At 44.9% G+C, this 13,409-nt stretch carries 8 protein-coding genes; 2 read left to right on the top strand and 6 right to left on the bottom strand.

What is annotated here, in order from left to right:
- Position 1 precedes the first annotated feature (1 nt).
- Genes ABMY45_RS13510 through ABMY45_RS13500 form a run of 3 tightly spaced genes read right to left on the bottom strand, consistent with a single transcriptional unit; the run spans position 2 to position 4,353 of the window.
- Positions 2-2,386 (bottom strand): ABC transporter permease, encoded by a 2,385-nt coding sequence (locus tag ABMY45_RS13510; RefSeq protein WP_349289006.1) that lies wholly within the window; start codon positions 2,384-2,386, stop codon positions 2-4.
- 10 nt (positions 2,387-2,396) lie between these two features.
- On the bottom strand, positions 2,397-3,101 hold the full coding sequence (locus tag ABMY45_RS13505; protein ID WP_010606919.1) for an ABC transporter ATP-binding protein: 705 nt from the start codon (positions 3,099-3,101) through the stop codon (positions 2,397-2,399).
- Between the two features lie 10 nt (positions 3,102-3,111).
- Complete coding sequence (locus ABMY45_RS13500) at positions 3,112-4,353, bottom strand: HlyD family efflux transporter periplasmic adaptor subunit (protein ID WP_349289005.1); 1,242 nt, start codon at positions 4,351-4,353, stop codon at positions 3,112-3,114.
- Between the two features lie 263 nt (positions 4,354-4,616).
- Here ABMY45_RS13500 and ABMY45_RS13495 point away from each other — a divergent pair, with 263 nt between their 5' ends.
- Positions 4,617-7,121, top strand: a complete 2,505-nt coding sequence (locus ABMY45_RS13495) for a zinc-dependent metalloprotease (protein ID WP_349289004.1) — start codon at positions 4,617-4,619, stop codon at positions 7,119-7,121.
- A gap of 88 nt (positions 7,122-7,209) precedes the next feature.
- Here the strand turns inward: ABMY45_RS13495 and ABMY45_RS13490 are convergent, their stop codons facing one another.
- The gene (locus ABMY45_RS13490; protein ID WP_349289003.1) at positions 7,210-7,824 is read right to left on the bottom strand and encodes a PQ-loop repeat-containing protein; all 615 of its coding nucleotides are present in this window, start codon (positions 7,822-7,824) and stop codon (positions 7,210-7,212) included.
- Positions 7,825-8,287: 463 nt separating this feature from the next.
- On the opposite strand from ABMY45_RS13490, the gene ABMY45_RS13485 reads away from it, so the two are divergent.
- Complete coding sequence (locus ABMY45_RS13485) at positions 8,288-10,090, top strand: PKD domain-containing protein (protein ID WP_349289002.1); 1,803 nt, start codon at positions 8,288-8,290, stop codon at positions 10,088-10,090.
- A gap of 78 nt (positions 10,091-10,168) precedes the next feature.
- Here ABMY45_RS13485 and ABMY45_RS13480 read toward each other — a convergent pair whose 3' ends face one another.
- A complete protein-coding gene (locus tag ABMY45_RS13480) occupies positions 10,169-12,982 on the bottom strand; it encodes a hypothetical protein (RefSeq protein ID WP_349289001.1) in 2,814 nt (937 codons plus the stop codon).
- A gap of 152 nt (positions 12,983-13,134) precedes the next feature.
- Positions 13,135-13,371, bottom strand: a complete 237-nt coding sequence (locus ABMY45_RS13475; protein WP_308374581.1) for a hypothetical protein — start codon at positions 13,369-13,371, stop codon at positions 13,135-13,137.
- Positions 13,372-13,409: the final 38 nt, after the last annotated feature.

Here is a 13,409-nt window from a genome sequence, read left to right as displayed (position 1 = left end):
CTTATCCCTTCACTAATTCAGATGGGTTGATTAATGCGTTGAGTGGCCTGCGCAGTATTTGCTGTAGTGAAAAGTACAAACACGAACTCGACACCAACACTATCCCCACAGCCGCAATCGAAAACTCTGCCACATTAAATGTTTGCTGAAAGTATGGCGACAATAATAAACACCCTGTTAGGGAGATCATTAACGCTATACTTATGTGCTTAAAGTGGGTAGTAAGATCCTCTCGAGTGAGATCGCTATGCTTAGCACCCAGCACCATTTTCGTGCCGTAATAAGAAAGCTTAAGTGATTGGCTATAACGAAAGACACCAAATAGGCCAATAATCACGAGCAACAACGCCAACGCGAAGATAAACAGTGCTCCATAGGTAACCAAGGTATCAGTCAACAGGTATTGCTCACGCTGCGCAGTAAGTGATTTAAAACTAAAGATTTTCAATGCTGGATGAACTTGCATCAGCAGCGCTGCAAAATGGGATTTAGTGACAGGCTGCTGAGTCTTAATTAACACCGTATTACTTCCTTGTACTGCTCGATACACATGGGGCAGTACGGGTTCGCCAGGCACGGCTAAATCAGCAACGACACCAATAATTTCAAACGCCGCATCTTCGTCTGTAATGTTAAAACTCAAGCGCTTGCCTAGCGCCTTTTCCTCTCCACCTAGTTGCTCTGCAAAGGTTTTATTGATAATTAACTGCTGCTCACCGCGGCGCACCGCTTCACTATCGAAAAACTGACCTTGTAGTAACGGCAAAGAAAAAAACTCAAGATAACCACTATCCACAACTCGGCCAACCGGATGCACGCGTTCGAGCGTCTCGACTTCTTGCAATGACCAAGTGCCAACGCCTTGTCCGATCGGTGAACGGCTTCGACTCACCGCGATTACTTCTGCGGTATTCGCAAGGACTTCACTGGCTTGACGCATTACCTCTGTGTATTCATCTCTTGGCATAGTATCAGGGGCATAAAACGTCACTTCGTATTTATTCTTGAGATCTACCGCATAAGCATTTTTGAGATGAGATAAGGCAGCAACGCCGACATTGAAGCAGAAGAAGAGCAAGATAATAGAAATACTTAACTGACTCACCGCCATGAACCGTTGCACTCGCGCACTCACAACAACGGCATTCCCCTTACCGCTTTGTTTTAGCATGTGCGTTAAGTGACGAAAGCGTATTGCAGACATTCCTGCGAACAACAATAACCAGCTCGTCAATAAAGCGACCAATCCCAGTGCAAGTATACTTTGCCAGGTTAACGCTATCAGCTGCGCTTGCGGCAACAGCCCCACTAGTTCTTTTTGTAGCCACTGGCAGATAACATAAGACGCTCCAATTGCAACCACGAGTGATACTAAGCAAAGTGCTAGCAGCGGTAACCACTGCATCAGCGCAATATCTCTTATTTTTGCTCCCACCACCGCTTGAATTGCCAGCGTGCGCTGGATCTGACTGAGTCTTGCAAGGTATAAGTTACTGATATTTAATAGCGCGATACCAAGTAAACCGAGCGATACCACAAACATTCCAAATAACAATAAGGGAGACTTACCGAGCATAATTGATTTCAACGACACCGCGCGAATGCCAATATACCACTTCGCAAAATACTCACTGTCGCTCACTTTGCTGCGCCAAAGTGTGTTCATTTCGTTCGATAGCGAGAGGCTGACTTGTTCATGCTCCACCCCTGTAGCCAGCTTACCCACCATCAAGTTAAGCGCATATCGGTTCCACCAGTAAGGTTTAGCTTCCTCTGAAGTTAGGTTGTATTGCCAAGGTAACCATACCGCAGTGTTGTGTGTCAGCTTTTTTAAGTTAGGTTCATAAAACGGCTCTGCAGCAACTCCGACAATCGTAAACTCTCGCCCATCCAGTCGCAGCGTTTTATTTAAAATATCAGGATCACCATTGAAGTGACTTTGCCAAGCTTGAAAGCTCAGCACTGCGACAGGGCTGCTCTCATCTACAGATTCAGTAATAACCCGCCCCATCGCAAGCGGCATATCAAAAATACTAAACCACTCTGGCGAGACATAAGCTGATTCAACTTGTGGCGCATCGGCATCCGAAGTAAGCAATTGCTCAGCATAATGCACCATCGCCAGCTGCTCCATTGCGGCAGGTTTATGCTCGTATAAATGCATCAATGATGGGTAATTAAAGGCTTCGCTGCTCTCGTTACCATTTTCATCAAACATCGGGTATTCAAGCTTCACAATACGTTCTGAATCTGGATATGTTAAAGGTGAAAAATACAGGCTATGTAACATCCCCATTGCGACCAGCATCACAACGAATACACAGCTCAGCGTAGTCACCACACTAACATGATAAATATTTGCACGGCCTAAGTTGAACACTTGCATGGTGCCCTCTCTATGCTCGTTGACTAACAGGTTGAGCAGAAGCGACTGTGCCTAACAGCTCACCATCGAACAATTTCACCTGCCTTGGAGCCATATCGGCATAACGTGGATCGTGCGTCACCATACAAACTGTGGTGCCTTGCTGATGCAATTCAGCGATTAATTGCATCACCTGATCGCCACTTTTCGAATCTAAGTTACCCGTCGGTTCGTCCACCAGTAGAATGCTTGGTTCGGTCACCAAAGCACGAGCAATCGCAACACGCTGCTGCTGCCCGCCTGATAACTGATTTGGCTTATGTTGAACGCGATGCGACAGCCCAACCTTTTGTAAACAAGACTCGACTCGGAGCTTTACTTCAGCCTTACTCAATTTCTCAGGACGATACTTTAGGGGTAAAGCGACGTTATCGAATACCGAAATTTCATCAATGAGATTAAAAGCCTGAAAGACAAACCCAATATGCTCATTGCGAAGCTCAGCGGCCTGATCAAGCGTCAGAGTTGTCACATCATGAGCACCAATCGTATAGCTACCACTTGTTGCTTGGTCAATTAAACCGATGATGGATAGCAAAGTAGATTTACCGCATCCTGATGGGCCAGAGATCGAAATAAAATCGCCTTTTGCTATTTCCAGTGAAATATTTCTCAGTGCGTGTGTTTGTAGTTCTTCGGTTTCGAACACTTTATTGATATTTTTAAGCACTATCATTTTGATATTCCTACTTTAATAAGATTGTCTCATCTAGACTGCCAAGATAGGCTAGATCAGAAATGATTAATCGTTTCCCGGCTTCAACGCCAGAATCTATAACAATATATTTCCCCGTTGAAGCACCAAAGGTGATTTCTAGCGGCTTTGCGGTGTCATCACTAGTCAGTGCAAATAAGGTCTGCGTTTGATTGTCTTTGGCATTGGCAGGGCGCTGAACATAGGTGGCATTGGCAAGATGCTTAATGGCGATGCTGGCAGAGATACTCAGCTGCGCTCGCGCCTGCTTCGGTAAGGTATTTGGTAAACTCACCTCTACTTCCACGCTATTGTTTGTCACCACGGGGTCAACTCGGAGCACTTTGCCTTTTACTTTGTTGGCCTGCATGTTCACCATCACGTCTTGCCCAGTTTCAACCCAGCGCACTTGGGATTGTGGCACAGACAATACCGCCATCAACGACTGGTTAGAGCCAATCAATGCTAATTCGTCACCAACATTGACTCGTTGCCCAAGCGCCAGAGGCATGCGCTCAATGATCCCTGAAGTGCTGGCTTTAATCTCCAGTTGTTGTTGTTTTTCTAGTAAGTTATTGAGTTCTTGTTCACGAATATTGATTTCCTCGTTAGCAAGAATAAGCGCCGAGCTATGTAGTGCTTGCAACTGTTTAGCTTGCTGTTCTAGCATGCTAATTTCATGCTGCAAGGTACTCAAACTGGTTTCAGTTTGGGCAAAGTTCAGCGCGGAAATAATGCCTTGTAGTGCAAGGTTTTGCTCCGCGCGGTGGCGCAATACTAAGGTTTTAAGCGCGCCTTGTTTTTGCATCAGCTGTGTTTGTTCGTTTAACAGCTCCCTTTGTTGAGTGAGTAGCAGCTGTTCTTTTATTGTCCGCGACTGGCGCAGAGCTTGTTTGGCTTGTTGAACCTGTAACGCCAGATCTGGGCTCACAAGCTCGGCGATCGCTTCACCTTTGTGCACAATTGCGCCCGCTTTATGGTGGATAGTTTTAACGATAGCCGAACTTTGCGCGTTTAATAAAAACTGCTCAGCACTACGTAACTCCCCAAAGCTATCTACTGATAAAGTAAGCGGACCTTGTTTCACTTCCGCCACCAGTATCTCTGCGCGTATCACACTAGAATGAGACGCCCATTGTTGCCACAGTAAATAAACAATTATCACCACCATTAAACAGACAGCAACGATGTAATGTTTGGTTTTTCTTGGTTTTGCCGGTTTGACTAGATCCATGTTCCCTCCTCACTGACTGTCGACTGTTAGCGAGAACCATGCCAAATAAAAATAAACAAATATTTCAATAAGTTAAATTAATTCCAGATATCAAAACCGGCTGATATTTCGAAATCGAACACAGCTTTTCGGAATTGGAAAAACATCTAAACTTTGTTTGCCAATATGTCGTTTATCTTTTGTTACATTCATTTTACCTTGAGTTTCTGACAGGCTCTGATGTTTTGGGTACACTCAGATTTTTACAATTTCGAGTCAACATTATGAAGAAAACTGCATTAAGCATTGCCCTCGCGCTCACCTTCGCAAGCGCCCCAAGCTTTGCAAAAAAAGACAAAAAAGAAGAAGAAAAAACAATCGCTTCACTAGTCGAAAATAAAACCAGTATTGATGGCCTGTTTCCGCTTTATCAGGATAAAGAAAGCGGAGAATACCTAATGCAACTCAATGAGACGCAACTTGATACTCCATTCTTATACTTCGCGCATACTGTTGATGGCGTTACCGATGTCGGCCATTTTCGAGGTAACTACCGAGAAACGAAACTGATTGAGTTTAGAAAACACTTTAACCGCATTGATATTATCAGCAAAACGCCGCGTTTTATCTTTGATGAAAACTCAGCTATTGCGAACGCGAGCGATGCCAACATCAGTGAAGCCGTACTCGCCAGTATCGAAATTGAAAAAGCTGAAGACGGTAAAATTTTATTCAAAGCAAATAAGCTATTTTTAAGTGAGTCACTACATAAAGTATCTCCTTGGAAACGTGCAGATGACAAGAACGCAAGCAAGCGCTTTGCCCTTGGCAAATTAGACGAGAAGAAATCTCGAATCGTTAAGCACCGTCCATATAGCAACAACTTAGATATTGTTGTTGATTATGTCTTTAGTAACCCAGACCCAAAAGTTGCAGGTTCAAATGCAGTGACAGACTCACGTTTTGTCTCGCTAAAAGTACAACATAGTTTTGTCGCACTGCCAGACAATGACTACCAACCTCGCTACGATGATGCACGTATCGGTTACTTCACCAATCAGTTTGACGTGCAAACTTCACCAGATTGGGCGCCGTATAAAGACGTTATTAAGCGTTGGAACTTAGTGAAGAAAGATCCAAGCGCGGCGCTTTCTGAACCTGTTGAACCTATCGTGTGGTGGATTGAAAACACCACACCAGTCGAATGGCGTGACACGGTTCGTGATGGTGTACTAGGATGGAATAGTGCGTTTGAGAAAATCGGCTTTAAGAATGCCATTGTTGTAAAAGTACAACCTGACGATGCCACTTGGGATGCGGGTGATATCAACTACAATGTACTGCGCTGGACTTCTTCACCTCGCCCACCGTTTGGCGGCTATGGTCCAGCAACTGCCAACCCGCTTACTGGCCAAATTCTTGGTTCCGACATCATGCTAGAGTATGTATTTATGCGTAACCGCTGGATGTATGACTCACTCTACTCTCAAGGTCAAATGAGCCATGGTGCTCAAGCATCAAGCGATACACTACACTGTTCGCTTGGACATGAAATGCAGGGCCAATTGATGACGGCAAGCCTTGCAACAGGTGCTGACATCGAACGCAAAGAAATGCTACGACAGGGCTTAGTACAGTTGGTTCTTCATGAAGTAGGACACACCTTAGGCCTAAACCACAACATGAAGTCTTCTATTTTGTGGGGTCCTAAAGAAGTACACGACAAGTCAAAAACACAAGGTATCGTAACCGGCTCTGTGATGGACTACGCGCCAGCTAACATTGCCCCTCTAGGCGTTGACCAAGGTGATATCTTCCAAACCAAACCAGGTCCGTACGATGATTGGGCGATAGAATTTGGTTACAGCACAGCACTTAACGATGACACCCAAGAGCAACAGCGCCTTGAAAAGATCTTATCTCGTTCTGGCGAACATGGCTTAGCTTTTGGCAACGATGCCGACGATATGCGTGCGCCGGGGCGTCATATTGATCCTCGCGTGATGATTGGGGACTTATCATCCGATCCGGTGACATACGGGGTTGACCGCATGACTCTGGTCAACCATTTATTCACCGAACTAAAAGACAAAGCGCGTGTTGAAGGTCAGTCTAACCAACAGTTATTAACCTCTGCGAATATGCTGTTTGGTCAATACCGTGCTCAAGCAACTGTGATTTCACGCCAAATTGGCGGTGTATACGTTGAGCGCAGCGTAGTAGGCACAGAAGGTGAAACAAAACCATTTACACCAGTACCACTTGCGCGCCAAAAAGCGGCTATGACCGCGCTTAAGGAAATGGTTTTCGCACCGACCGTGCTTGAAAATATGCAGCCTCTTTACAACTACATGCAAGCGCAGCGCCGTGGCTTTAACCATTATGGTAAGAACGAAGATCCTAAAGTCCATAAGATGGTACTTGGCATGCAAAAGTCGGTACTAGACCAAGTACTACACGCGAATGTATTACAACGTATCAGCGACTCTACGTACTATGGTAACGAATACAGCCTAAACGAGGTGATGAACGACCTGACTGCCGCTATTTTCGTTGCTGATAAGAATGCAACTACCTTAAGCCAGAACCTACAAATTGAGTACGTTTCTCGCTTAATTAATGTTGCAGGATTGAGCAAAGTGAGCAAATACGACAATTTGGCAAAAGCCGCTGCACTATTCCAACTGCAGAGTATTTTGGATAAGAGCACAGCTTGGGGTGCCGATCAGGCAACTAAGGCACATAAAGCGTATATTGATCGTATGATCACAAAAGCGTTAGAAGCGTAATTCGAAAATTTTTGTATTACGCGAGTGAAATGAGCGAAAACGTTAAGGGCTAGCAATTTGCTAGCCCTTGTTTTGTCTGTTTATATCACTAAGCTAAAGCGGGTTTAGAGCGATAGTACTGAATACAGCCTAATTGTGCGGCATTAGTCAGTAAAATCATCACAAACATCAACACGTGAGCTACGCTAACATGACCTAAGCTCAGTTCAGCAGCCAAGCCAATTCCGCCCGCTAAAAACTGCAGTGAGAAATACCTAGCGCTTAAGTTAGAAACATCACCGCTTTTAATTGTTTTATAGGTCTGCGGCATAACGCGAATTGAGCTCATCACTAGCCCTAAGTAAGTTAACGCATTTAGCAACGCAGCAGCTTCAATGTTCTTTGCCAATAAAAACCCAAATGGCAGCGTCGACAAACCAAGTAAGAGTGCTAATTGATTACGCTGCTTAGCACTTGCGTTATACCGAATAAAATAATATAAAATAAGTGCGCTTAAAGAGCCTGTAATCACGAAAGGCAGCACCATAAAAAAACGTTCAAAGAAAATGTTGTAGGCAATAAAGTAAGAGCTTTGTGCAACACCAAAACTCATCATTAACAGTGAGACACCTGATACACTGCGATTTTTACGGATCTTCCTAATCAAAGGAACAAAGCTTAAAACCAAAACGAAAGAAGAAACGATCGGTAAATATTCGCTCAATGCCAACTCCAAATGTCTAAATTGTTGCTAAGTTAAAGTGCTGTAAAACCCTTAAAAACACTTTGTAAAATTATGATTTTTAAGGTTTTTATTTTTGAAGGCGCGCATTTTAAGAACTAAACATAAAAATACAACATAACCTATAGAATCTATTTCCCACCCCTTGGCAAGGCTCAAATACAACCGTATAAAAATAAGTACACTTTAGAAGGCTTAGAAGTGCGGCGGCATGAAAACATCTAACTATCAGCCGGCATGGAATTAATAAAGTAAAACTTATGTTAAAATAATATATATAAGACTTTACAAAACGAATTATTGTTTCTATTTTGGTGTGTGGATGTTCAAAAAACATACCACCAACTGGTCGTGCTCTACAGTGCACCCAAGGCTTGGTTCGGTATTGAACGACGCCCAACTTTTTATCTCAAGTTGGATAACCACACACTCAAAAGGAATAACAATGAAACGACACATTCTTGTCACAGCATTAGGTTTAGCATCAGGTATCGCGATGGCACAAGCGCCACTAACGGAAACTCAGATGATGGAATATACCAGCAAAGCTAGCAAAGCAATGATTGGTAAAAAGTACGATCTAAACCTTCCACTTATTACTCAAAACAGTGCTACAAGCACTTCAACGTCTACACAAACTATTGTGCAAACAGTTTCACACCCAGATGCAAGCTACATCAAACTACACTTCAAAAACCTCACCCTTGGAAACGGCGGTAAACTCGTTGTGCGCTCGGAGAATAGTGGCGAGCGCTATGAATACACCCAAGCAAACCTCCGCGCAGCAACGGTTGATCCAAGCCTCGGCGATGACGGCGTTAAACAGTTTTCTGCTATGTCAGTCTCTGCTGATAAAGTCATCATTGAATATACTCCAGGCCAAGGTAATGCAGGCAAAACACCCGAAGTCGATTTTTACTATCATGGTACTGAAGGGCAAGCAACTGTTGAGGGCTTGACCGATGTGACGCCCATGTCAACTTGTGGCGCAATGGAACGCAAAGACGTGCAGTGCTGGGCGCAATCGCACCCGGTGGAATTCGAGCGCTCGCGTCCAGTCGCCAGACTGCTCATGAACGGCAGTGGTTTATGTACGGGTTGGCGTGTTGGTGCAGATAACCGTATGTTTACCAATAATCACTGTGTGGGATCAGCATCAGAGCTGGCGAATACTGAGGTATGGTTTAACTATCAAAGTACAAGCTGTAACGGCAGCCAGCGCGAAACTGTGGTTAAGGTCACAGGTAAAGACTTCCTTAAAACAGATTACACACTAGATTATACGCTGTTTACCATCAATGATTTCGCTAAGGCCCAGCCGTTTGGTTATTTTGGCTTAGACGTGCGTAATCCATCGCAAGGCGAGCGTATTTACATTCCTCAACATGGTTCAGGTAATCCTAAAGAGCTGTCGATTGAGTCTGATCAAGACACCAATGGACTGTGCTCTGTTAACCAAGCAACGGCGAATGGTCGAGGTACCGGTACAGATATAGGCTATTACTGCGACACTATTGGCGGCTCGTCAGGTTCGCCTGTACTTGCAGCCTCAACCAATAATGTTGTTGCGCTACACCACTTAGGTGGCTGTACCAATAAAGGCGCTAAAATCAGCTTAATTTGGCCTCAGGTTTCTAGTCACTTTGGTGGCCAAATTCCTGTTGGCGATAACGGCACTACCGATCCATTGCCCGTTGCATTATTTACTTACAGCTGTAATGACCTAAGCTGCAGCTTCGATGGTTCAGGCTCTAGTTCACCAAATGGTTCTATTACACAGCATAGCTGGCAGTTTGGTGATGGCGCATCCGCTTCAGGCGCGCAAACGTCATATAGCTTCACAAACTCTGGCAGCTATACCGTAGAGCTCACCGTGACAGATAGTAATGGTGACACTGCGTCAACAACACAACAGGTCACCGTGACGCTGCCAGGTGAAGAGCAAAAGCTTATCAAGGGAGTAGCCAAAACAGGGCTTGCTGGTGCTAGCGGCAGTGAAACCTTCTTCTATTACGATGCCCCTGCAGGCACGAATACAGTGACATTCAATACAAGTGGTGGCACTGGTGATGCTGATATGTACGTACTTAAAGGTGCAGAACCAACAACCAGCAATTGGACTTGTCGCCCTTACCGTTATGGTAACAGCGAATCTTGTACCCTAAATGAAGGTGCAGGTCGTTATTGGGTGATGATCCGCGGGTATAATGCTTACTCCGGCTTGCAGATTATAGCGAACCATAATTAATCTCAGCACTTTATAACACACCAAACAATGTGCGGGGCTAGCCTCGCACATTGTTTGATAGCAGTCCGCAACGATTACCTACAACTCATACCAAACACTAAACCAAACACGGTTTTCATTGGTCATATTACGCCCCTCTATACGACCAACTCCAGCACTAAACTGTAGATCGGTTAATCCGGCAGGAGCAAAATCAGCGGCCTTATCTAATATCACTCGAGACAAAGGTAAGCGCATCTTAATACCGTAATTTTGCCCAATCACTTCTCCATCTAACTGATGCTGCTTATAAAATAACTTAGGTTTGCCCTGCTGCCATGAAGTTGCAAATTCATAGCCTAAATAGCGGCTTCCCGTTGCAAATAGATGCGGTAACATAGGTTCGCTGACAGCGTGTAAACTGTTACTAATACTAGTGCTGGTAAGCGCTCCACCGCCCACAGATAGAGGCAATTCGCTGCTGTAGCGGCTATCGACCGATGCATAGAATGGAATTTGCCATGCTTTAGCAAACAAGCTCAGCTGATAATCAAAACCATCTAATTCACCTAGCCACTGAGCTGCAGAGACTTGCAGTGCTACACCATGCTGCTGCGTATCCCACATTGTACGACCGTTAAAACCGTAACGCCCGCCGCTCCATGCTTTTTCACCATGTTGCACACGAATAACGCCCAATTCGGGAGCGAGGAAATTCAATGCTTCACCAAAACGATAGCTAGATGACAAGGCAAATTGCTTAAAGCTGCTTTTATTCGGGGTCTTTACTTGTGGCGAGCGAGACTGCTTATCCGCTTCTAGCTCTTGATATCCAGCATCAAACGTCGTTTTCCAGTTTTCATGACGATATTCAAGTTGGGCAAATGCGCCCATCAACGCACCATTATTGATGCTTTTCTCGGCGCCAAGCTGCCAAGCAAGTTGGCGCAGCACATCCTGCCCTTTTAATGCCACGCCCAAACTATCAAAAGAGGCGCTATTTAATGCGCCTGATAAGGCGACAGAATAAGACTGTTCGAACACAGAATAATCAGAACTGGGCAGCGCGGTTTGATCTATCTTAGCCGCAGGTAATTGATGAGGATGTAGCTCTTTTTGTTCCGCCTCATTCACTTGCTCCAACACGCTTACGGTGCGCCAAGCCGGAGACACTATTTTGTTAACCTTGACCCCCTCAGGGGTCGCATAGCTCACCAGGAACTGCTGTGAATGGGTAATAATTTGCTCAAGCGGTTTAGCACTCACAGGTAAGGTCTCAAGTATTTTACTCGCCACGTCATAACGCATCACCGCTAAATGGCCTGCGACTCCAGAAATAAAGTACAGCTTGTCACCATCATGAGACCAAGTTAACCCCGAAAGGTATTGATGTGACTTGGGTAAGTAGACGATTTCGGTTGTATCATGGCTAAGATCTTTAACAACAAGTTGCCAGCGTTTGTTAGGAGTAACATGCACATAGGCTAATGTCGTCTTTTTATTAGAGAGCACAGGAAAGTCATGGACATCCCCAAGCTTGCTTGTGGTGATTGGCGTTTGCTTGCCTGAGTCCAACTCTATGGTCACTAGCTGTGAGTAACCCAAACGAGACACCTCCGCAATAATGGTATTAGCATCAACAATACTAAAGCGACGAATACCCGCGCCTTCAGTCAGTTGCTTTGGCTTTCCAGTACCAACTTTCCAGACAAACAAATCATTGATAAAGGTATCGTCTGCAGCTGGCGTTTTTGCAACGAAGTAAATATGGTCGTCATTCAGCCATTGGGGGTAATAGATACCAGCAAAATTGTGAGCATCAAGCTGCGCAAGTCGCTTTTTTGGAAAGACTTCGGGTGCGATATCCACAATATCTTTAGGATCGGCATTTAATATCGCTTCATTGCGCTTATTAAATTGCTCAATGGCTTCTACATTTTCTTTGTTTTCGTAGATATTGAGTGTGACTTGGCGTTTACGACTTTGCTCTACCACCAAAAACTGACTGCCATCTGGAGAGAATGCAATATCTCGAGCAGCATATGAGAACCGCTGCCAAAGCTCACTCTGTGTCGGAACCAAGGCCAGCTCCTGCTGCATGGCCTGATAGCTATATTCAACAATAAAGCGACGATATAACTGGCTTGCTGGCGCTCCAAAAGCACCACTAAATGCGGTTTCAAAACTGCGAGATTCCACCGCCTGCACTCTTGTCCACACTGCATCTAACGTCTGTGCGCCATAATTATCCTCAAGCCATGCTAGAAAACGTACGCCTACTAAGTATGCCATGGAATTGGAAAGGTAAGACTTGTCGCCATTATCTAAAGCGCTATAGGTCGGTAATGCACCTTGCTGCGCGTAATAACGCACAATGCTCTCACTGTAGTTGTCGTATAAACGTCCTCGTCCCGTTAATCTAGACTCCAGCAAGGTAGCATAGCCTTCGCTGACCCAGCGCGGTAATACCGCATCGAGCAAGTCAGTAATATCGTGCCAATCTCTGAGATGTTGTCGCCATTGATTACGGCTCGGCTGTGATAGATGAACGAGATGAATATATTCGTGCAAAATGAGCAACTGCTGCCAACTGGTGTTATTTGCGATGACGGAATCAGCTTGAGGCGGCGTCGCTTGCAGTGCCATCATTGGTTTATCTGTGCTGGGTAATGCAAAGCCATTGGCCGCATTTTCTGGATCGTAAATAATCACATCTGCGCGTTCACTCAAGGCTCTACCTTGTTGTGCCAGCACTTTATCTCGCACCACCTCCAGCTCATTTGCTGCAGAATACGCCCATTGCTGAAGCGCCTGAGGATAATGCACATTAAAGTTTTCGGTTTTGATGGTTTGCCACTTAGCCTGTAAACCAAAGCTCGTAAAAGCAACAAAAATTATCAGTAGCGCTCGCATTACCTTTCCTAAATAAATCCGGTGGCGCTAGCTTAACAAGAGATGTAAAGAAAAAGTGTGCTTTTTAGTAACAATTTCTTGCGCACGTTACACCTTAAAACGTCTATTTTGAGGCAAGCAAGATCTGCGTTGCTCTAAATGCGCGTAATTTTTCAGTGCTTTTGTGGCTGTGCAAGGGTGATAAACAAGCTAAGCACCCCAAGAGACACTGCAAACACAAAAAATACCACGGTTGAACTCAACCCCGCCTGCCATTTTGCCGCGGCGATTAAACCCGCGCTCAATAACACCGCCAGTTTTGCCTTAGTGTGCGCGTGTGGTTTGAATGATTTGGAGTAGCTATACGCCATAAAGATAAAGCCGCTGGCCAGCAGATAAGTGACTAACATGGTAGCTCCTTGCCAAGGTTTTGAAGGAACTTTAATTA

The sequence above is a fragment of the Pseudoalteromonas sp. XMcav11-Q genome (assembly GCF_040104525.1).
GTDB lineage: Bacteria > Pseudomonadota > Gammaproteobacteria > Enterobacterales > Alteromonadaceae > Pseudoalteromonas.
Note: the sequence above shows the minus strand (reverse complement) of the source record. Positions and strands in the feature narration are given on the sequence as shown.

Excerpts from the sequence above, each read along its gene's own strand:
- ABMY45_RS13510 (WP_349289006.1), bottom strand. The coding sequence starts at position 2,386 with ATGCAAGTGTTCAACTTAGGCCGTGCAAATATTTATCATGTTAGTGTG.
- ABMY45_RS13500 (WP_349289005.1), bottom strand. The coding sequence starts at position 4,353 with ATGGATCTAGTCAAACCGGCAAAACCAAGAAAAACCAAACATTACATC.
- ABMY45_RS13495 (WP_349289004.1), top strand. The coding sequence starts at position 4,617 with ATGAAGAAAACTGCATTAAGCATTGCCCTCGCGCTCACCTTCGCAAGC.
- ABMY45_RS13505 (WP_010606919.1), bottom strand. The coding sequence starts at position 3,101 with ATGATAGTGCTTAAAAATATCAATAAAGTGTTCGAAACCGAAGAACTA.
- ABMY45_RS13480 (WP_349289001.1), bottom strand. The coding sequence starts at position 12,982 with ATGCGAGCGCTACTGATAATTTTTGTTGCTTTTACGAGCTTTGGTTTA.
- ABMY45_RS13485 (WP_349289002.1), top strand. The coding sequence starts at position 8,288 with ATGAAACGACACATTCTTGTCACAGCATTAGGTTTAGCATCAGGTATC.
- ABMY45_RS13475 (WP_308374581.1), bottom strand. The coding sequence starts at position 13,371 with ATGTTAGTCACTTATCTGCTGGCCAGCGGCTTTATCTTTATGGCGTAT.